Origin of the sequence: Tepidibacillus sp. LV47 (assembly GCF_048381575.1) — a bacterium.
Lineage (GTDB): Bacteria > Bacillota > Bacilli > Tepidibacillales > Tepidibacillaceae > Tepidibacillus.
Map to the genome: position 1 here is coordinate 126,345 of NZ_JBLWIF010000001.1, position 21,460 is coordinate 147,804.

Genomic DNA, 21,460 nt, shown 5'->3' on the forward strand with positions numbered 1-21,460 from the left:
TAACAGGTATTTCCTATGTCAAATAGGGTTTAAATGTTAACATTGTTCCAGGTTGATATTTTGGGTTTAAATAATCTTGGGGGTTCGGGCTAATCAATCGAATCAGTTTCCCTTCAAATTCGGAAACAGGTTCGATCACCATCGTCATATGACCGTGATGGATTTCTTTATAATTAATTTTCATTTGATCATACCCTTGAAAAACAAACTCCAATGGAACTGTTGAATAATGAATCATTGAACAACACCTTTTTGATAATTATTGTTTTTCCATAACTCAATCCTGCGATTTAATTCTCTTAAGGCATCACCCAAACCACCGACTTGGTCAATTAACCCATATTTTACTGCATCCTTCCCAATAACATTTGTACCTATATCTCTAGTTAATTCCCCTGTTTTAAACATTAATTCCCGAAATTTCTCTTCCGTTATTTTTGAGTGCTCAGCAACAAAGCGAACGACTCGATCCTGCATTTTATCTAAATATTCAAATGTTTGAGGAACTCCAATGACCAATCCTGTTAGACGCACTGGATGAATGGTCATTGTTGCTGTCTCGGCAATAAAGGAATAATCTGCCGAAACGGCGATTGGAACACCAATGGAATGTCCTCCACCTAAAACTAAAGTAACGGTTGGTTTAGATAGAGATGCAATCATTTCGGCGATCGCAAGTCCTGCTTCTACATCTCCCCCGACTGTATTCAGCGTAATTAAAATCCCTTCAATTTTGGAATTTTGTTCTGCTGCAATAAGTTGGGGAATGATATGTTCATATTTCGTCGTTTTATTTTGCGGTGGTAAAACGATATGTCCTTCGATTTGCCCAATAATATTGAGCGAATATATGTTTGTCTCTGTAGAAGGGATATTCACTTGACCTAGCGATTGAATCGTATCCATTAATGTAGGTCTATTTTGAGCTTGATCGGGAGAAGTTTCTTGAGTTTTTTCCTCAGATTGTAAAGATTGATCTTTTTCCAATGTCATGTACATTCCTCCTTGTTTATTTGTATTATGACTTAGAAATGAAAAAAACATTCAGAAATTGAAAAAGCAACCATGTTACTGGTTGCTTTATTTCACTCCAAATATTAAACTTCCATAATAATAGGGAGGATCATTGGTCTTCTTCTTGTCTGTTCATATAAGAACCTTCCTAAGACATCCCGTACGCTTGTTTTTAATGAAGACCAATCATTTACATTCTCGATCATTAATCTTTGTAATGTGGCAGTGACAAGGCGATTTGCTTCTTCTAATAATTCCTCAGATTCCCTGACATAAACAAATCCGCGAGATATGATATCTGGACCTGATAAAATTGTCGCATTTTGTTTACTTAATGTAACTACAACTACTAAAATTCCATCTTGTGATAGAAGTTTGCGATCTCTTAAAACGATATTGCCAACATCGCCAACTCCTAATCCATCAATTAATACATTTCCTACAGGGATTTTGGGACCATAACGAGCCTTTCCATTTGCGATTTCAACGGTATCCCCGTTATCGAGAATAAAAATATTTTCGTGAGGTATACCAATTGATTCGGCAAGATCTGCATGCAAACGAAGCATACGATATTCACCATGAATAGGAATAAAATACTTAGGACGGATTAGGGTGAGCATTAATTTTAATTCTTCTTGACTTCCATGACCCGAAACATGGACACCTGATACGGAGCCAGGTCCGTAGATTACATTTGCGCCAACTCGAAATAACTGATCTACTGTTCTAGCTACATATTTTTCATTCCCAGGAATTGGTGTAGCAGCAATAATCACCGTGTCACCAGGTATAATATCCAATTTACGATGAGTAGATCTAGCCATTCGTGTTAGTGCAGACATTGGTTCTCCTTGACTTCCTGTAGAAAGAATAACCACTTGATTTGCCGGTAATTTGTTAATTTCATCAATATCGACAATAAGTCCCTCTGGAACATGAAGATAACCTAATTCGATTCCTATGTTAACAACGTTAACCATACTTCTGCCAACGATCGCAATCTTTCGACCATAAATTTGAGCTGCGTCGACAACTTGTTGAATTCGGTGAATATTTGAAGCAAAGGTAGCCACAATGATTCTTTGTTTTGCTTTACGAAAAGCTTCATTTAATGCTTCGCCAACAGACCGTTCTGAGCCAGTATGACCTTCTCTTTCCGCATTCGTACTATCTGATAATAAAGCAAGAACACCTTTTTTCCCGATCTCAGCCATTTTGTGAATATCCGCCGTTTGATTATTTACAGGTGTTAAGTCGAACTTGAAATCGCCTGTATGTACGATAACACCTTCCGGAGTCTCGACAACAACACCAACAGAATCGGGAATACTGTGGTTGGTTCGGAAAAAAGAAATCTTAAAAGATCCAAGTTTGATTACAGAATCACCATTTATCAAGTTCAATTTCGCTTCAGCTAGAATATTTGCTTCTTTTAACTTGCTTTCTACAAGACCGAGCGTTAATTTTGTTCCATAAACAGGTACATTGAGTTGTTTTAAAACATAGGATAATCCGCCAATATGATCTTCATGCCCATGGGTTAAAACGATTCCTCTAACTTTGTTTTTATTCTCAATCAGATAACTAATATCAGGAATAACCACATCAATACCGAGCATTTCTTCTTCAGGAAATTTTAGACCCGCGTCGATCACAACGATGTCATCACCATATTGAATAACGTACATATTTTTGCCAATTTCTCCTAACCCGCCTAGAGCAAAAATGAGTAACTTATCTTTGTTGTTTTTTGGCAACTTCATACCTCCTATATTCAGTTGTAGTCACACAAAAAAACCGCACAAGCCACTTGGAACTATTATACATGAACGGAAACATAAAACACAAGTAATCTTTCGTAATCGATTTCACCTTAAAAACTGTTATTTCATCAATTTTCAACGTTAACCTTAATCTTTTAAAACACAACTGAAAGAAGTAATATTGTTCTTGTATTAAGTATAGTATGACCTGTTTTAACAAAAAAAAGCCCTAAAGGAAACAACTCCTTTAAAGCATCCCGATAAGGTGAATTAAATTTTAAAAGTTTACATAATAATATTATCGTAAATTTTTTTCACGATTTCACTTTGTTCTTTTGTAGCAGGAACTAATGGTAATCGTACAGATCCAACTTGTATACCAATCCTATTTAATAATTCTTTTATTGGAACAGGATTGGATGTAATAAATATTCCTTCAAATAAAGGAAGAAGTTTTTGGTGATAAGAAGCTGCTTTTTTCACATCACCAGCTAAGTATGCGTCAATCATCTCTTTCATTTGCTTTCCTACGACATGACTAGCGACGCTAACAACACCATACCCACCTATTGATAATACGGGTAACGTAAATTTATCATCCCCACTGTATAAAAAGAAATTTTCTTTTGTCTTTACTAGAATCTCACTCATTTGAGAAAGATCTCCGCTAGCTTCTTTTACTGCAATAATATTGTCAATTTGACTTAGTCGAACAATCGTTTCTGCCTGAATATTAATTCCTGTTCTACCTGGAATGTTATAAATCATAATAGGAAGTTGCGTTTCTTCAGCAATTGCTTTGAAATGTTGATAAATTCCTTCTTGGGATGGTTTGTTATAGTATGGGGCGACGGCCATAATCCCATGAACACCAATAGCTTCTGCTTTTTTGGTTAATGCGATTGAAGACTTGGTATTATTACTTCCAGTTCCTGCGATGACTTTTGCACGACCTTGTGCAAACTCAAGTACCCTTTCGAATAATTCTAATTTTTCTTCTGTAGATAATGTAGGTGATTCGCCTGTTGTCCCTGCAACGACAATCGTTTCCGTACCTGTTTGAATTAAATGTTCAACCAGTTGTTTTGTTTTATCAAAATCGATTTCCATTTTTTCATTAAAAGGGGTAACCATTGCCGTAATTAGCCTACCAAAATTCAAAGTAAGCCCTCCTTTATCTTTCTATTTTAATCAAAAAAAGCTTGATGAAGCGCAGTAACAGCTTTTTCCATATTTTCGCCGTGAACCAATACCCAAATTGTTGTATGAGAATCCGCTGATTGTAAAATTTGAATATCTTGATCTGTTAATGCTTTTACGATTTTAGCCATAACTCCAGGCACCCCAGCCATTCCAGCTCCAATTACAGAAATCTTTGCACAATTACGGGTAACTTGAGGTTCATACCCCATATCTGAAAGTACTTTTATTGCTTGATCAAGCTCGTCTTCATGAACGGTAAATGCAACTCCCATGAGATTGACATTAATAAAATCAACGCTGATTTTATGTTCTGCCATTGCATTAAAAACTCTAAGTTGTAAATCATATTGACCTTCTTTTGCATAAACTTTGATTTGAGCAATATTAGGAACATGAGCTATTCCCGTAATGATTCTTTCATTAATATTTGATTTTTTTGCTCGTTTTTTTACTTCAGCTAAAGTAGTAACAAGGGTTCCTTCATCATCAGAAAAAGTCGATCTTACACGAATGGGAATCTGTTCTTCCATTGCGATTTCCACTGCTCTTGGGTGAATAACTTTTGCTCCCTGATAAGCTAAATTACAGATTTCCTCGTAAGTGATAACTTTTAGATGTTCAGGATTTTGAACAATTCTAGGATCTGCCGACATGATTCCATTTACATCCGTAAAAATATCAACCATATCTGCATGAAGGGCAACACCTAAGGCTGTTGCTGTGGTATCAGAACCGCCCCGACCTAATGTGGTAATATCACCTTGATCCGTCATTCCTTGAAAACCTGTAACAATGACAACTTTATTTTGTTCTAACCCTTCATAGATTCTTTTCGGGTGAATGGTTTTAATTTGTGCATTTGTAAAATTATCATTTGTAACGATTCCTGCTTGACCACCAAGTAGTACAACATTATCAATACCACGAGCATGGAGCATGCTACTTAATGTAGCAGCTGAAATGATCTCACCACAACTTAATAAGAGATCCATTTCCCGCTTTTGCAATCGATTGTCATTTTGTTTAATATGATCAATTAAAGTATCGGTTGCATAAGGGTCTCCTTTTCTACCCATTGCAGACACAACGACAACAACCTGATTTCCAGAATTGAGTTCATTTTTGATATGCTCAATTACCCGTTCTCTTGCTACTTTAGTTGCAACGGAAGTCCCCCCAAATTTTTGTACAATGATTCCCATCTTTGCCTACCTCTTTTATTTTGCGTTTTTAATCAATTCTTCGGCAATTTGGATAGCATTCCATGCTGCACCTTTTAACAAATTATCGGAAACGATCCACATATTCAAAGCCTTTGGATGATCTAAATCTTTTCGAATTCGACCAACATAAACATCTAATTTATTGGCAGCATCAATGGCTAAAGGATATTCTTGCTTAGCTGGATCATCAATAACAACAACTCCAGGTGCTTTTTTCAATAATTCATATACTTCAGCTAGATCATAATCTTGTTTCAATTCAACATAAACGGATTCAGAATGGCCGTAAACAACAGGTATCCTTACACATGTAGCTGTGACTTGAATTTCTGGATCATGTAATATTTTTTTCGTTTCTCTTACCATTTTCATCTCTTCAAGTGTAAATCCGTTTTCTTCAAAAACATCGATTTGAGGAATTGCATTAAAAGCAATTTGTTTTTTTACAGGTAGGGAACTAACAGGCAATATTTTCTTTGTCACTTCTTTCCCTGCTAAAATCTCTTCTGTTTGTCTATATAATTCTTGAATCGCTTGATATCCTGCACCTGAAACGGCTTGATAAGTGGACACGATAATCCGTTTAATTCCATAGCGATCATATAGTGGCTTTAAGGCAGTTACCATTTGAATGGTTGAACAATTAGGGTTGGCAATAATCCCTTGATGTTGTTTTAGATCTTCACCATTTACTTCTGGAACTACTAATGGAACATTGGGATCCATACGAAAACCATTACTATTATCGATAACAACAGCACCGCTTTTTACAGCATATGGTGCCAATTGCTTACTTGTTTTCCCTCCTGCGCTAAATAAAGCGATATCAATCTCTTCAAAACTTTCAGGAGTTGCTTCTTCAACAATAATTTCAGCTCCCTTATATTGAAGTACAGTCCCTTTTGAACGACTAGAAGCAAGTAATTTCAGTTGATTAACTGGAAAGTTCCTTTTCTCTAATAACTGAATCATCTTTTGTCCAACCGCACCAGTTGCCCCTACTACAGCGATATTATAACTTGATTTTTTCTTCATCCATTTTCTCCTCCCAAAAGTTTTTATTTTATTTTATCAAATTAATATTTAAATCTTTCGATTAAAACAGGTTGGATTTGTCGGTTTTCTAATGCTGCTTCACAAGTTTCTTTAATTAAATCCATTCTAGCAACTAAAGAATTTGGCTTTTTCATTGGTGAGTCTTGGCCAAAAGGTACAAGAAAAATATTTTTTGTTGCTAGTAACTTACCAATATTCATTCCATTTAAGCCTAAACCATCATTCGTTGAAACAGCAACAACAACTGGTTTTTGATTTCGAAGTTGACCTTTGGCAGCCATCAATACTGGAGAGTCAGTGATAGCATTCGCTAATTTACTAATGGTATTTCCAGTTGCAGGTGCAATAACCATAACGTCTAATAATCCTTTTGGTCCTATAGGTTCCGCATCAACTATTGTAGTAATCATATCATTGCCGGTTATATCCTTCAGCTTTTTTTGCCAATCTAAAGCTTTCCCAAAACGCGTATCTGTTGTTTGCACTGCATAACTGAGAATAGGGATCACATTTGCTCCTGCATCCACCAATATTTGAATCACAGGTATGACCTCAGCAAACGTACAATGGGAACCTGTCAATCCAAAACCAATCGTTTTCCCTTTTAAGTCCATATTATTTACCCCCTCGGTCTCCTGTTTGCTCAGTTAACAGATTGGTTAAGACATTTGCAATAATTTGTCCAGCTGTTTTTGGAGCAACAATACCAGGTAAACCGGGAGCTAAAATGGCTTTGATTCCTCTTTTTTCTGCATATCGAAAATCTGTACCACCAGGTTTTGAGGCTAAATCAATGATTAATGAATGAGATGGCATATTTGCAATAACCTTTGCTGTTATAATCATCTGAGGAACGGTATTAAACAATAAATCAACATCAGTGACGTGTTTTTCTAAATCATCTGTATGAAAAGGAAATAACCCCATCTCATAAATTCTAGCCATATGTTCTGGTTTTCTGGCACCTACTTTCACATTTGCACCTAATGCTTTAAGTACTCGTGCCAACGTTACACCTGTTCTTCCAAACCCTAACACAATGGCATTTGATCCGTGAATCGTAAAATCTGTGTTTTGGATTGTCAATAATAAAGTACCTTCCACAGTAGGTATGGAATTATAAATGGCAACGTCATCCCGATCAAGTAATTCAATAAGTTCAATTTTTAAATCGTCACATAGATTTCGTAAATAAGTTTTTGCCATACCTGTATAGATTTTGCTTCTTTTAGGGAGTTTCACTAAATAATCTTTTGTTAATACCAATTTTTTTTGACTAAAAATACTTTCTACATTCCCTTCATCATCTGTTCCAACAATTGGAAGAATTATTGCATCTACATCGATAAAACTATCAGCTTCTAATTCTTTAAGATAGGCACCAGGAATTTTACTATCTAAGTTATCAAAGCCGATAAGGGTTACGTGTGCATCCATTTCAATGCATTTTTTAATGACTTCTAATTGTCTGGCGTCACCACCGATGAAAGCAACGTGAATTCCAGTGAGCACTTAAAGTTTCCCCTTTCCAAACATTTTACTAGAAAAAAGAGAAAATGCAAAGCATATCTAAGATTTCTTACCGGTTTACCATTTCATTGTTTGCTTTTTTCTTTCATCATCATATTCGAGAGCCCAAAAAGTGGTGACTGACCAGAAAATTTTCATAAATAAAAGTTTAGGGATTTTTCCCTAAACTTGTGGATTCTCTACAATAATAATTGTCGGACCAATTTTTCGAATAGATGTCCATGGAATATAAAGTTCTTCTTTTCCTTTACCTAACCACTTTCCTTTTGGAATTAATAACCCTTCTATTTTCCCTGTATTTGGATCTATCACTAAATCTGACGGACCAATTGTCCCGATTCGTTCACCATGATTTAAATCAATGATTTCTTTTCCACTTAATTCACTAAATCTCATCCTACTCTCCCCTTTCCCCTCTTTTTTTACTATGCTTGATAAAGAAAAAAAAGAACTGCCTCTTTGGCAGTTTAAATTTTCATTGTTTGCTTTTTTGAAGCATATATTGAATAATTAATTTATCCAAATCTCTACTTAACTCTAAGAGTTCCTCCTTCATCAAAATCTCGTGGCTTATGATTGGCTTTTTGCCCACTTTCTGATGTAATTCCCTTCGAATTCTCTCCATCTCCTGAATAAGTATATCTTCTGTTTTGTTTTTCATTTCTTTCCCTCTTTTTAAAAATTATCTACCAGTATGGCCGAAACCACCTGTATTCCGCTTTGAATCAGTTAATTCTTCAACTTCTTGTATTGTGATTTTGGGAACTTGCATAAATACGAGTTGAGCAATACGATCGCCAGGATGAATCACAAAATCTTCTTGCCCAAGATTGATGACAATCACTCCAATTTCCCCTCGATAGTCAGAATCAATCGTACCCGGGGTATTTAATATACTGATACCATACTTTAAAGCCAATCCGCTTCTTGGGCGTATTTGTGCTTCAATCCCTTCTGGCATTTCGATTGCAAAGCCAGTTGGAATCAACCTTCTTTCACCTGGTTTTAAACGGATCGGCTCATTTAGTGCTGCAAAAATATCAAAACCACTTGCACCTTCTGACATTCTTTGCGGGATTTTTGCATGGTTATATCCTGGCAATCTTTTTATTTTAATGGGATACAAGGAAATCCCTCCTATACGACTTTGGTAATTGATCAAGAGTACTAATCATTGAAAAAGCAAATGGATGTTGAAACACTTTTGAAATGACCGTTTGAATGGAATCGTGATTCACCTGCTCAATTTTTTGAACCATCTCATCAAGGGAGAGATGTTTCCCAAGTAATAACTCGTTTTTCCCTAACCGACTCATACGACTATTTGTGCTTTCTAAACTAAGCATCAAATTTCCTTTTAATTGCTCTTTGCCCTTTTTCAACTCCTTATCGGTAATCCCTTTTTGTTTCATTTCAAGTAATAACTGTTGAATAATTTCAACTACATCATTTACTTGGTTTGGAGCTGTACCAGCATAAATCGTAAATAATCCTGTATCTTTGTAAGAAGTATGATAAGAAAAGACGGAATACGCAAGTCCACGTTTTTCGCGAATTTCTTGAAAAAGTCGAGAACTCATGCTACCACCAATAATGTTATTCAATAGGATCAGAGAATAAATATCTGGATCGGTTACAGGTAGCCCTGGAAGGGCAAAAGTTAAATGAGCTTGTTCCGTTTGTTTGAATTTGATCAGTTCAGTAGGTTTAAAACTCGCTTTTTCCTCTGATTGATGAAATTTGTGATTATTAAAATGACCAAAATACTTTTCAACCATTGCCAAAATATCTTTAGGTACATTTCCCGCTAGGGTTATTACTGTATTTTCTACAGTATATCGCTGATCTAAATAGTCTCTAATCATCTCTACTGTAATTGAATTGAGAATCTCTTCTGTTCCTAAAATCGCATATCCTAGTGAGTGCTCTCCGTGAGCTGCCTTCGCGATAAGATCATGTACTTGATCGTCTGGTGTGTCTTCGTACATCTTAATTTCTTCAATCACAACATTTTTTTCTCGATCTAACTCTTTTTTGTCAAAAGTGGAATGGAAAAACATATCGGATAATACGTCTAAGCCGATTTCTACATGCTCATCCAAGACTTTTGCGTAATAACAGGTATATTCTTTTGAGGTAAAAGCATTCACATTTCCGCCAATGGAATCAAATATTTCAGCAATTTCTTGAGCTGACCTTTTTTCTGTTCCTTTAAATAACATATGTTCAATGAAATGGGAAATACCATTATTTTGTAATGTCTCATAACGAGAACCTGTTCCTACCCAAATTCCCATTGCCACGGACCGAACAGTTGGAATATCTTCTATGATTACCCTTAAACCATTTTGTAATGTATATTGTTGTATCACGTACATCCTCCTATTAGCTAAAACTTAGCATTGTGATATAACTATATCAAAATTTAGGAGGTGGCTCAACTGGTAGGATTCTTTTTGTTGATAGAGTTTCTTTAACAGAACCTATTTTTAATCCTTTTCTTTTGATTTCTTGAATAAGTCTCGGTAATGCTTTTGCAGTTGATTCTGTAGGGTGCATTAAAACTAGGTGTCCTTTATCAATCTTTGGAATGATCCGTTTTATAATCGTATCTGGGGTAGGGTTTTGCCAATCGATCGTATCAATGGTCCATAAAACGGTCCTTAATTGAAGCTTTGCGGCAATTTCTACAACCCGCTTATCATAATCACCAGAAGGTGGAGCAAAATATGTTGATTTTTGCTTTGTCGTCTGATAGATAATCTCCTCTGTTTTTTTCAACTCTTCTTCAATTCTTTCATTTGTGAGTCGACTCATTTGGGGATGGGAATAAGCATGATTCCCAACTTCATGTCCTTCATTTACAATCCGTCTTGCCATTTCTGGATTTTTTTTCACCCAACTTCCATCAAGGAAGAATGTCGCTTTGACCTTTTCCTCTTTTAATGTCTTTAATATGGAATCTAAATATTCCGTGCCCCAAGCTACATTAATCATCAGTGAGACCATTGGCTTTTCTGGATTTCCTCGATAAATTGGATAGGGTTTTAATTCATCAATCTTGATTTTAGGTTCCACCTCTTTCCAAATAAAAACGAGATCATTCACTGATTGAACTTTTTCTTTGATGGCAGTTTTAATCGTGGTTTCTTCATCGACAACTAAACCATTATAACCTGGTATTAATTTCCATATAGGATCAATTTTCGGTTCAATGGGGAATTGATTATTTTTTTTCGCATATTCATAAACGGTATGTACCAAATCTGAATTATTATTAAAGACCATTTGGTTTTTAACATCATCGATATATTCTGTAACAAAATAAGAATTTGCAATTCCACTAACAATAAAGACCATTAAAAAAATAATGAAACTAAATTTGATCCATTTCAAATCCAACTCACTCCGTTTTCAATGTATGTCAATATATTTTATTGAAAACGGAACTTGGCTAGAACAAATAAAAAAGAGACAGATAAAATCTGGCTCTTTCTCTCATGATTCCTTATGAACATTCTCTTGTTCTTTTAAAACTGCTTTTCTTGAAAGATTGATTCGGCCTTGATTATCGATATCGATGACTTTAACAAGGATTTGATCGCCAACTTTAACCGCATCTTCTACTCTATCCACTCGTTTTACATCAAGTTGTGAGATGTGTACGAGTCCTTCTTTTCCTTGGAAAATTTCAACAAAGGCTCCGAATTTCTCAATTCTTTTTACAGTGCCTAAATAGGTTTGTCCAACTTCAACTTCACGTACGATGTCTTCAATCATTTTCTTTGCCCGTTCATTTTGAACTGGATCATTAGAGGCGATATAGACACGACCATCTTGTTCAATGTCAATTTTTACTCCCGTTTCATCAATAATCTTATTAATCACTCGTCCACTTGGACCAATGATATCCCGAATTTTATCTGGATTAATTTTAAGTGATGTGATTTTAGGTGCATATTCAGAAAGTTGTTCATTCGGTTTGGGAATCGTTTCAAGCATTTTTTCTAAAATGAAAAGTCGACCAATTCGAGCTTGTTCTAATGCTTTTTGTAAAATGTCACGATCAATTCCACTAATTTTGATATCCATTTGTAATGCGGTTACACCTTTTATGGTTCCTGCAACTTTAAAATCCATGTCCCCTAGATGATCTTCTATTCCTTGAATATCGGTTAAAATAGCTACCTGATCTCCTTCTTTTACAAGCCCCATGGCTATACCTGCAACAGGTGCCTTAATCGGTACCCCCGCATGCATCAAAGCAAGAGTACTTGCACATATACTTGCTTGCGAAGTTGATCCATTGGATTCAAGGACTTCCGATACAAGGCGAATGGTATAAGGAAACTCTTCTTCCGATGGAATGACTGGTTCTAATGCTCTTTCCCCTAGTGCGCCATGACCAATTTCACGTCTTCCAGGTCCTCTCATTGGTTTTGCTTCACCAACACTATAGGGCGGAAAGTTATAATGGTGCATAAATCGTTTGGATTCTTCCAAATCAAGTCCATCAAGAATCTGAACATCACCTAAAGCTCCAAGAGTACAAACACTCAATGCTTGGGTTTGCCCACGGGTAAATAATCCTGATCCATGTGTTCTTGGTAATAATCCGACTTCACAACTGATCGGTCGAATCTCATTATGTTTTCTACCATCTGGTCGTTTTCCCTCAAAAAGAATCATTCGTCTTACTTCTTCTTTCAAAATTTGATGTACAACTTCGCCAACCATTGCCAATTGTTCAGGATAGATCTCAGTAAAATATTCAATCGTTTTATTTGTAATCTGATCAATTGCATCTTGTCTGGCTTGTTTTTCTTCAATTTGAATCGCTTCAATGATTCGCTCTGTCGCATACGCTCTTACAGCTTCATCAATCTCAGGATCAATTTGGTAAAGGGTAACTTCCATTTTTTCTTTACCTACTTCAGCGACCATTTTTTCGATGAAGCCGATCAATTCTTTTATCTTTTCATGACCAAACATAATTGCTTCTAGCATAATCTCTTCAGGTACTTCGTTTGCACCTGCTTCTACCATGTTAATTGCTTCTTTAGTTCCTGCTACGACAAGATGTATATCGCTTTTATTCATTTCGTCAACAGTTGGATTAATCACAAATTGACCATCGACTCTTCCTACAATAACGCCTGCAATTGGCCCCATAAAAGGGATATCGGAAATGGAAAGTGCAGCAGATGTTCCAATAAGCGCTGCAATTTCTGATGGACAATTGGGATCAGCTGACATAACTGTGGCGTAAATCTGGACTTCATTGCGAAACCCATCTGGGAATAAAGGACGAATGGGACGGTCAATGAGCCGTGAAGCTAAAATTGCTTTTTCACTTGGTCTTCCTTCCCGTTTGATAAAACCTCCTGGAATTTTTCCTACGGCATAAAGTCTCTCTTCATAATTTACGGTAAGGGGAAAGAAATCAAGTTCCCTTGGTTCTTTCGATGCTGTAACTGCTACTAATACCGCAGTGTCACCATAGCGAACCAATACTGAAGCGTTGGCTTGTTTTGCTAATTGGCCTGTTTCAAGTATTAGAGATCGTCCAGCAAGATCTAGTTCGTATACTTTTTTGTCCATGGAATCATTATTGCCTCCTCTCAATCGTTCATTAAAAAATTCTACATAATGATTAGTATTTCCTGCTTTTTTTGTTCATAAAAAAGGGGGGGAAGGAAAGGAAAAAGCGGGTTTCCCCGCTTTTTTATAACAAATTAGGTATTATTTATCTACGTATTCCTAATTTGTCGATGAGTTGACGATAACGTTGAATGTCCTTTTCTTTTAAGTAATTTAAAAGATTACGACGTTGTCCAACCATTTTTAAAAGTCCACGGCGTGAATGATGATCTTTTTTGTGTACTCGTAAGTGTTCATTTAAGTTATTGATCTTCTCAGTTAGGATAGCAATTTGAACCTCTGGAGATCCTGTATCCGACTCATGAAGCTTAAACTCGTTAATAATTTGGTTTTTGCGCTCTTGACTTAATGCCATCCTTTTCACCTCCCTTATTTTATACTCCTATTCCAAGAAAAACGTCGGTGAATCGTTAATCCGAGAATAGGTATCTTCGGCTGTTTATACAATAAACAACCGAATTAAAGTATAACATATTCAAGATAATAAAGCAAAAAATTATCTTTGGGTATGAACAAAAGCTTTTTTCGCATAAAGAATATCTTTTTGGATTTGTTGTTTTAATTCGTCTACACTAGTGAATTTTTTTTCTCCTCTTATATAATCTATTAATTCGACTTCAAGAATTTGTCCATATAAATTTCCGTTAAAATCTAGAAGATGGACTTCATATGTTGGTGTCTTAAGGTTTTGTTTTACTGTTGGTTTATAACCGATATTCATGACGCCAGCATAAGATTTCCCTTGAACATAAACTTTTACTACATATACCCCATTTTTAAGAATTAAATAATCCTCTAACAATTCGAGGTTAGCCGTTGGAAAACCAATGGCTCGGCCTAATTGATCCCCTTGTACCACTTTACCATGAATTGAATAATTTCTTCCAAGCAATGATCGAACCTCTTTTAAATCCCCTGAAAGTAAACGATTTCTTACTCTGGTACTACTAATTTTTTTGCCTTTGTAGTCATAAGATTCGATAACATCTACGGTAAAAAGACCTTGGCTTAATTCCATTAGTGTTTTTGGAGTACCCATTCCTTTATAACCAAAGGTAAAATCAAACCCTACAACAATACCTTGCACGTTTAATTTCAATAAAACCTGTTTCACAAATATCTCTGGTGATATATTTGCAAATTCTTTCGTAAACTGAATAATATATGTGAAATCCACATCTAAGGTTTCAAATTGTTTTAATTTACTTTGAAGAGGGGTAATTTGATCGATTTTATCTTTGATCCCCATCACCTGTTTTGGATGGGGGTAAAACGTCATCACACCACAAGCCAGATTGCGAGTTCTAGCAATCTCACAAGCTCTTTTTATTACTCTTTGATGTCCTAAATGTACCCCATCAAAAAAACCGATGGCTATCACACTTGGTTTGTATTTTTGTTCTTTTAATGGGTAGGTAAGTTCATATACCTGCATCCCTTTTCACCCTATCTTAGTTATCCTTAAACACCTTTTTCGGTTTTGCGATTTCTTCATTTTTATTTTTTATATATAAAGCCGCTAAATTTCCTTTGGAATCACAAATTCGAACAAGACCTTCATAGGTCTTAGATAATTGAAGAACGATTTTTTGTCCATTAAAAACCTTTTTATCAATTTCTTCTTTTGGCAATATGACTTTTGGTAAGTGTGGCAGTGATTCTGATAAGGGAATAATGGCTTGCTTTAACTTTTCTGTATCAGCTATCTGTTCAATCTCCTCAAGAGTATATGTTTGTTCTAAGTGAAATGGGCCACTTTTTGTTCTTATGAGATAAGACATATGTGCTGGATAACCAAGTTTTTTGCCGATATCGACACAAAGGGTTCGAATATAGGTGCCTTTTGAACATGTAACTGTAAAATCGATCTTTGGATGTTTAGTGGGATGATAATCGATCATTTCCAAGTTATAGATTCGAACTTTTCTTGGTTCCCTTTCAACGGTTTTACCTTGACGAGCCAATTGATATAAACGTTGGCCATGAATCTTTATGGAGGAATACATGGGCGGTACTTGCTCGATTTCACCAATAAAGGTTTGAAGTACATCTTTTATTTGTTCTTCTGGGATAAACTCAACTTCCGTTTCTTCAATCACTTCGCCTGTTGCATCTTCAGTCGTTGTCGCAATCCCAAGTGTAACTCGTCCTTGATAAGATTTAGGAAGATCCATAATGTATTCAGCGATCCGAGTCGCTTTTCCAATACAAATAGGAAGTACCCCTGTCACTTCAGGATCTAATGTACCTGTATGGCCAATACGTTTAATTTTTAAGATTTTCCTTAATCTATGAACCACATCATGAGACGTCATTCCTTTAGGTTTAAAAATAGGTAGAACTCCATCAATCTCATGTTTCGTTCCCAAGGCGGCTCCATCCTTCGTCTCTTTTTATTTTATAGCGCAATAGAGCTTTTACTTCTTCTAACGGTCCATGAAAAGTAAACCCGGCCGCTCTTGCATGGCCTCCTCCTCCAAAAGACTTGGCAATCGCTCCAACATCAACTATTTTTTTTGAACGAAGACTTACTTTGATGACATGGTCTTCTGTCTCTTTGAAAAACACACCTACTTCTACACCTTCAATATTCCGACAATAGTTAACAATTCCCTCTGTTTCATCAGATAAAATCGTATCTGGCAGATCTTTCTTTTCAAGAAACGTCCAAGCAATCTTACCGTCTTCAATGATTTCTAATTTTGATAGGGCAATTTTCAATACGTCAATGTGACCTTTAGTAATCGTTTCTAAGGTAATTTCGGCAATTTCACTTGGAGAGACCCCATATTCTAATAATTCGGCAGCAATTCTCATAACCTTAGGAGATGTATTTGAATAGCGAAAGCCTCCTGTATCAGTAAATAATCCAGTATAGATACATGTTGCTAGATTTTTATCGATTGGAACTTCAAGTTGATCAGTTAAATCATACACGATCTCAGCTGTGGCAGCAGCAGTAGGCAGAAGCAAATTCACATCACCAAAGTGATCATTCGTAGGATGATGATCAATATTTAAAATTTTTGCTCCTTCAGCTACTAGAGGATCAATATCCCCCATTCTTAACCGATCCGCCAAATCGACCGATATAATTACAGAAAACTTCTCTTTAACATTTTGAATCCTCTGAATTTGGTCAGCCAAAGGTAAGAAGAGGAACTTTTTTGGAATCTGATCTTGATTCACGATTTGAAAAGATTTTCCTAACGCTTTTAAAAGATGAGCCAAAGCTAGTGAAGAAGAGATCGTGTCTCCGTCAGGATTAATGTGGGACACGATCAAAAAATGGTCATTTTGTTGAATGAATGAAGCGGCATTCGCTAATTGCTCTTTGTAGTCAGTCATGATTTTGCTCTCCTTTAATATCTCGCAAAAGTTCCTCTATTCTATTTCCATATGCAATCGATTCATCTTGTTTAAAAATGATTTCAGGTGTATGACGTAGGCGAATTCTTTTTCCTATTTCTGATCGGATATACCCTTTTGCTTTTTCCAAAGCTGTTAAAGAGGACTTCACTTCATCCTCATTTCCCATAATACTGACATAAATTGTAGCTTGAGAAAGATCACCAGTTACTTTTACAGCCGTTACCGTCACAAAGCCAATACGAGGATCTTTTAGATCATATTGAAGAATTTGACTGATTTCTTTTTTGATCTGTTCGCCTACTCTTTCTACTCGGAGCTTTGACATGGTTACACCTCATTTAGCAATATTCTATCGAAAAAGAAATCACTTCTAGTTCATGATCAACTTCTACAAGTTGAAGAGCTTTTTGTAATTGATTCTCGATTTGTTTTTTCCCATTTGCTACAGCCGCAATTTCAATAATGGTATGTTGCCATTTATCAAGATAATCGATTTCTGCAACAGCCAAATGAAGTTTGTTTTGAATACGAGCAATGGCTTTTTTTAGGATATGTCGTTTTTCTTTTAAAGAGTAGATATTAGGAATTCGACATTCGAGAACAAGCAATCCCACCATTATTTTTTCACTGCTTCCATAGTGAATATCTCAATAATGTCTCCTTCTTTAATATCATGAAAGTTTTGCAAGGTAATCCCACATTCATATCCTTGTGCTACTTCTCTTACATCATCCTTGAACCGCTTGAGTGAATCAATTTGGCCTTCATAAATCACAATCCCATCACGAATAACCCGGGCAGAAGCACTTCTTATTACTTTACCTTCCGTCACATAACAACCTGCAATCGTTCCAACATTTGAAGCTTTAAATATTTGTCGAACTTCAGCTCTACCCATCAATACTTCTTGATACTCAGGATCTAACATTCCTTTTAGTGCTGCCTCGATTTCATCAATGACATTATATATGACTCGATGCAAACGAATATCCACTTTTTCTCTTTCAGCAGATGCCCTCGCTTGCGGTTCTGGGCGTACATTAAAGCCAATAATAATGGCATTGGAAGCAGAAGCTAAGGTTACATCTGTCTCAGTAATTGCTCCTACTCCTTTATGAATGATTTTTACCCTTACACCTTCAACTTCAATTTTCTCTAGAGCTCCTTGCAATGCCTCAACAGAACCTTGAACATCTCCTTTAATAATCACATTTAGCTCTTTAATTTCACCTTCTTGAATCTGTTTAAAGAGATCATCAAGGCTTACGCGAGAAGTCGCATTTAATTCTTTTTCCCTTAATTTTTCCTTACGTTTTTCGCCGATTAATCTTGCTTTTCTTTCTTCTTCAAACACAATAAAAGGGTCACCAGGATTAGGTACTTCATTTAAACCAGTAATTTCTACCGGCGTTGACGGGCCAGCTTCTTTCATCCTTTTCCCTCGATCATTGATCATTGCCCGTACCTTACCATAGGTCGTTCCTGCAACAATTGGATCACCAACACGTAATGTCCCTTTTTGAACAAGAACGGTAGCTACTGCTCCTCTACCTTTATCAAGTTGGGATTCAATGATTGTTCCTTTTGCTAAACGGTTTGGATTCGCTTTTAATCCTTGCATTTCCGCTACAAGAAGAATCATTTCTAACAGGTCATCCAATCCTTCTTGTTTTAACGCAGATATAGGAACAAAAATGGTATCTCCACCCCATTCTTCTGGGATCAATCCATGTTCCGTCAGTTCTTGTTTGACACGGTCAGGATTTGCATTTGGTTTATCCATTTTGTTGATTGCAACAATGATTGGTACATTTGCAGCTTTTGCATGGTTAATCGCTTCAATGGTTTGTGGCATCACTCCATCATCAGCAGCGACAACGAGAACCGTGATATCGGTCACTTGAGCCCCACGTGCTCGCATACTTGTAAAAGCAGCATGCCCAGGTGTATCTAAGAAAGTAATTTTCTTTCCATTAATCGTTACCTGATAGGCACCAATATGTTGCGTAATTCCCCCTGCTTCTCCTTCAGCAATTTTTGAATGCCGAATTGCATCTAAAAGTGTGGTTTTCCCATGATCAACATGACCCATAATCGTGACAACAGGTGGGCGCTCAACTAAATCTTCTTCTTTATCCGGCTCGTCAAATAATTCAAATTCCGTTTCATCTACCTCAATTTTTTCCTCAACTTCTATCCCGTACTCTTCTGCGATCAATTGAATCGCTTCAAGTTCAATCTCTTGATTGATCGTAGCCATGATCCCTAAGAATAAAAGTTTTTTAATGATTTCAGATGGCTCTTTATTTAATTGTTTTGCTAATTCGCTAACGGTCATTGAACCGGTATAGATGATCTTCTTTGGTGTTTTTGTTTTTTCAGCTTGTTGTTGTGAAGCGTCTTCCTCATTTGAAGGGTTTTTCTTCTTTTTCTGGTTACCTTTTATTTTCTTATTAAGATCACGATGATCGCTTACTTTATGATCATCAAAACGTTTTTGGGTGGGTTTGGTTTTCTTTTTTGTTTTTCCAATCGATTCACTTTCTTCATACATTCTTTTTTTGTCTCGTTTAAAATATCGCTCTTCATCATGATGATCTTCCATATAACGATATTTCTCATGATTCATCGATTTATGATCTTTTTTTGGATGATGCTCAGATTTTTTCATCTGCGCTTGTTGTAGATTTTTTTCTGATTCTTTTCCTTGCGGCTTATGCTCTTTATTCATACTGCTTGATTTTGGTTGTCGTTTTTGTTCATTGTTTTTTACGGTCTCTACATTTTGTTTTAATTTTTCTAGATATTCCTCTATTTTCTGTATCATTTCATCATCTAAAACGCTCATGTGATTGGTAATAGGTATATTTAATTTTTTTAGAATTTGAATTAGTTCTTTACTTTGCATTTGCTTCTCTTTAGCGTATTCATAAACTCGAATTTTACCCAATGAACTTCACCTCCAGATTTCTACTCCGTTAATTCTTGTAATCTATTACTAAATCCCTTATCGGTTATTCCGATTACAACACGAGAAGGTTTACCGATTGCTTGACCAAGCTCTTGACGAGAAAATTGAATTCGGTAAGGAATTTGATAATATTCACATTTATTTGCAATTTTTTTCTTTGTATTTTCGGAAGCATCTGTTGATAATAATACGAAAAATACCTTTTGATCCTTTATGGCGTTAACGACCAATTCTTCCCCTGAAATGATTTTTCTCGCCCTTTGAGCTAAACCTATAATTGACAAAATTTTATTGGATTTTCTCATTATGCTGATCCAACTCCAATTGCAGCTTTTGGTAGATCTCTTCCCCTATTTTTACTTCTAGTGCTTTTTCTAAGGACTTTCTCTTTTTTGCTAAATAAATACATTCATCTTTTAAACAAAGATAAGCACCGCGACCTGATTTTTTTCCTGTTAAGTCAATGGAAACTTCCATTTCAGGTGTACGAACAATGCGAATTAATTCTTTTTTCGGTTTCATCTCTTGGCAGGCAACACATTTTCTCATTGGAATTTTCTTCTTTTTCATGAAATCCCACTCCTTAAAAATGTCTGTATTATGATTGCCCCCACGTGTTACTCTTTATTGATCTGTGATTCACTCTTAATATCGATTTTCCATCCTGTCAATTTTGCAGCCAATCTTGCATTTTGGCCTTCTTTTCCAATTGCCAAAGAGAGTTGGTAATCAGGAACAACAACGGATGCAATTTTCTCATCTTCATGGATATCCACACTTATAACTTTGGAAGGACTTAATGCATTGGAAATGAAGACTTCAATATCTTTTGACCATTTAACAATATCGATTTTCTCACCTTTTAACTCGTTGACAATCGTTTGAACCCTAGCTCCTTTAGGTCCAACACAAGCACCTACAGGATCAACATTCTCATTATGAGAATAAACGGCGACTTTTGATCGATAACCTGCTTCTCTAGCAATGGATTTGATTTCGACTATTCCTTCATAAATTTCAGGAACTTCTAATTCAAACAAGCGTTTTAATAAACCAGGATGAGTTCTGGAGACAAAGATGACTGGACCTTTAGTTGTCTTTTCCACTTTTGTAATATAAACTTTCACTCGGTCTCCTTGTTTAAATTTTTCCGTTGGCATTTGTTCACTTAGAGGAAGCAAAGCCTCGGTTCTGCCCAAATCGATATAAATAAACCGAGAGTCTTGTCTTTGCACAATTCCAGTAATGATGTCTTCTTCCTTATCGATATAGGTTTCGTAAATGATGCCTCTTTCTGCCTCTCTAATTCGTTGAGTGACAACTTGTTTTGCTGTTTGAGCCGCAATTCTTCCAAAGTCCTTAGGTGTTACTTCAATTTCAACAATATCATCAATGTGGTAGTTTGGATTGATCTCTCTCGCAGAATCAATCGAAATCTCAAAGCGAGGATCAACAACATCCTCAACCACATTTTTTCTTGCAAAGACTTTTACTTCTCCCGTTTCTCGATTGATATCTACCCTTACATTCTGAGCAGAATGGAAATTTCGTTTGTAACCAGAAATTAGCGCTGCTTCAATTGCTTCTAAAATTACTTCTTTACTAATCCCTTTTTCTTTTTCTAATTGATCAAGTGCTTCGATAAATTCCCTATTCACCGATTC

24 protein-coding genes are annotated in these 21,460 nt (G+C 36.0%); all 24 read right to left on the bottom strand.

Annotated elements, in window-relative coordinates; genetic code table 11:
- Positions 1-13: 13 nt before the first annotated feature.
- Positions 14-238, bottom strand: a complete 225-nt coding sequence (locus ACMW72_RS00590) for a YlzJ-like family protein (RefSeq protein ID WP_418366892.1) — start codon at positions 236-238, stop codon at positions 14-16.
- A complete protein-coding gene (locus ACMW72_RS00595) occupies positions 235-993 on the bottom strand; it encodes a ClpP family protease (RefSeq protein WP_418366893.1) in 759 nt (252 codons plus the stop codon). The genes ACMW72_RS00590 and ACMW72_RS00595 overlap by 4 nt, the downstream gene beginning before the upstream one ends.
- 104 nt (positions 994-1,097) lie before the next feature.
- Positions 1,098-2,774 (bottom strand): ribonuclease J1, encoded by a 1,677-nt coding sequence (gene rnjA / locus ACMW72_RS00600; RefSeq protein ID WP_418366894.1) that lies wholly within the window; start codon positions 2,772-2,774, stop codon positions 1,098-1,100.
- Positions 2,775-3,065: 291 nt separating this feature from the next.
- Positions 3,066-3,941 (bottom strand): 4-hydroxy-tetrahydrodipicolinate synthase, encoded by an 876-nt coding sequence (gene dapA / locus ACMW72_RS00605; protein WP_418366895.1) that lies wholly within the window; start codon positions 3,939-3,941, stop codon positions 3,066-3,068.
- Positions 3,942-3,967: 26 nt separating this feature from the next.
- Positions 3,968-5,185: an aspartate kinase gene (gene dapG, locus ACMW72_RS00610; RefSeq protein ID WP_418366896.1), complete on the bottom strand. Its 1,218-nt coding sequence runs from the start codon at positions 5,183-5,185 to the stop codon at positions 3,968-3,970.
- Between the two features lie 15 nt (positions 5,186-5,200).
- Complete coding sequence (locus ACMW72_RS00615; protein WP_418366897.1) at positions 5,201-6,241, bottom strand: aspartate-semialdehyde dehydrogenase; 1,041 nt, start codon at positions 6,239-6,241, stop codon at positions 5,201-5,203.
- Positions 6,242-6,282: 41 nt separating this feature from the next.
- Positions 6,283-6,876 (bottom strand): dipicolinate synthase subunit B, encoded by a 594-nt coding sequence (locus ACMW72_RS00620; protein WP_418366898.1) that lies wholly within the window; start codon positions 6,874-6,876, stop codon positions 6,283-6,285.
- Between the two features lies 1 nt (position 6,877).
- Positions 6,878-7,774 carry a dipicolinate synthase subunit DpsA gene (gene dpsA / locus ACMW72_RS00625; RefSeq protein WP_418366899.1) on the bottom strand — a complete coding sequence of 299 codons (897 nt, stop codon included), beginning with the start codon at positions 7,772-7,774 and terminating at the stop codon, positions 6,878-6,880.
- A 180-nt stretch (positions 7,775-7,954) separates the two neighbouring features.
- Complete coding sequence (locus ACMW72_RS00630) at positions 7,955-8,188, bottom strand: YlmC/YmxH family sporulation protein (RefSeq protein ID WP_418366900.1); 234 nt, start codon at positions 8,186-8,188, stop codon at positions 7,955-7,957.
- A 79-nt stretch (positions 8,189-8,267) separates the two neighbouring features.
- Positions 8,268-8,453, bottom strand: coding sequence for a Spo0E family sporulation regulatory protein-aspartic acid phosphatase (locus tag ACMW72_RS00635; protein WP_418366901.1), 186 nt, complete (start codon positions 8,451-8,453; stop codon positions 8,268-8,270).
- A gap of 21 nt (positions 8,454-8,474) precedes the next feature.
- Positions 8,475-8,918, bottom strand: a complete 444-nt coding sequence (dut, locus tag ACMW72_RS00640) for a dUTP diphosphatase (RefSeq protein ID WP_418366902.1) — start codon at positions 8,916-8,918, stop codon at positions 8,475-8,477.
- Positions 8,905-10,164 carry a M16 family metallopeptidase gene (locus ACMW72_RS00645; RefSeq protein ID WP_418366903.1) on the bottom strand — a complete coding sequence of 420 codons (1,260 nt, stop codon included), beginning with the start codon at positions 10,162-10,164 and terminating at the stop codon, positions 8,905-8,907. Before ACMW72_RS00645 ends, dut begins: the two co-directional genes overlap by 14 nt.
- A 46-nt stretch (positions 10,165-10,210) precedes the next feature.
- On the bottom strand, positions 10,211-11,188 hold the full coding sequence (locus ACMW72_RS00650) for a polysaccharide deacetylase family protein (RefSeq protein WP_418366904.1): 978 nt from the start codon (positions 11,186-11,188) through the stop codon (positions 10,211-10,213).
- A gap of 102 nt (positions 11,189-11,290) precedes the next feature.
- The gene (gene pnp / locus ACMW72_RS00655) at positions 11,291-13,393 is read right to left on the bottom strand and encodes a polyribonucleotide nucleotidyltransferase (RefSeq protein WP_418366905.1); all 2,103 of its coding nucleotides are present in this window, start codon (positions 13,391-13,393) and stop codon (positions 11,291-11,293) included.
- 145 nt (positions 13,394-13,538) lie between these two features.
- Positions 13,539-13,808 (bottom strand): 30S ribosomal protein S15, encoded by a 270-nt coding sequence (gene rpsO, locus ACMW72_RS00660; protein ID WP_418366906.1) that lies wholly within the window; start codon positions 13,806-13,808, stop codon positions 13,539-13,541.
- Between the two features lie 141 nt (positions 13,809-13,949).
- Positions 13,950-14,888 carry a bifunctional riboflavin kinase/FAD synthetase gene (locus ACMW72_RS00665; protein ID WP_418366907.1) on the bottom strand — a complete coding sequence of 313 codons (939 nt, stop codon included), beginning with the start codon at positions 14,886-14,888 and terminating at the stop codon, positions 13,950-13,952.
- A 16-nt stretch (positions 14,889-14,904) separates the two neighbouring features.
- Entirely contained in the window at positions 14,905-15,822 is a 918-nt protein-coding gene (gene truB, locus ACMW72_RS00670; RefSeq protein WP_418366908.1) for a tRNA pseudouridine(55) synthase TruB, read from the bottom strand.
- Positions 15,806-16,801, bottom strand: a complete 996-nt coding sequence (locus ACMW72_RS00675; protein ID WP_418366909.1) for a DHH family phosphoesterase — start codon at positions 16,799-16,801, stop codon at positions 15,806-15,808. The genes truB and ACMW72_RS00675 overlap by 17 nt, the downstream gene beginning before the upstream one ends.
- On the bottom strand, positions 16,794-17,150 hold the full coding sequence (gene rbfA / locus ACMW72_RS00680; RefSeq protein WP_418366910.1) for a 30S ribosome-binding factor RbfA: 357 nt from the start codon (positions 17,148-17,150) through the stop codon (positions 16,794-16,796). The genes ACMW72_RS00675 and rbfA overlap by 8 nt, the downstream gene beginning before the upstream one ends.
- Positions 17,151-17,163: 13 nt before the next feature.
- Positions 17,164-17,433: a DUF503 domain-containing protein gene (locus ACMW72_RS00685; protein WP_418366911.1), complete on the bottom strand. Its 270-nt coding sequence runs from the start codon at positions 17,431-17,433 to the stop codon at positions 17,164-17,166.
- 8 nt (positions 17,434-17,441) lie between these two features.
- Positions 17,442-19,775, bottom strand: a complete 2,334-nt coding sequence (infB, locus tag ACMW72_RS00690) for a translation initiation factor IF-2 (protein WP_418366912.1) — start codon at positions 19,773-19,775, stop codon at positions 17,442-17,444.
- 20 nt (positions 19,776-19,795) lie between these two features.
- Positions 19,796-20,101 (bottom strand): YlxQ family RNA-binding protein, encoded by a 306-nt coding sequence (locus ACMW72_RS00695; RefSeq protein ID WP_418366913.1) that lies wholly within the window; start codon positions 20,099-20,101, stop codon positions 19,796-19,798.
- Positions 20,085-20,366 (bottom strand): RNase P modulator RnpM, encoded by a 282-nt coding sequence (rnpM, locus tag ACMW72_RS00700; protein WP_418366914.1) that lies wholly within the window; start codon positions 20,364-20,366, stop codon positions 20,085-20,087. The genes ACMW72_RS00695 and rnpM overlap by 17 nt, the downstream gene beginning before the upstream one ends.
- Before the next feature lie 47 nt (positions 20,367-20,413).
- Positions 20,414-21,454, bottom strand: a complete 1,041-nt coding sequence (gene nusA / locus ACMW72_RS00705; protein ID WP_418366915.1) for a transcription termination factor NusA — start codon at positions 21,452-21,454, stop codon at positions 20,414-20,416.
- Between the last annotated feature and the right edge of the window lie 6 nt (positions 21,455-21,460).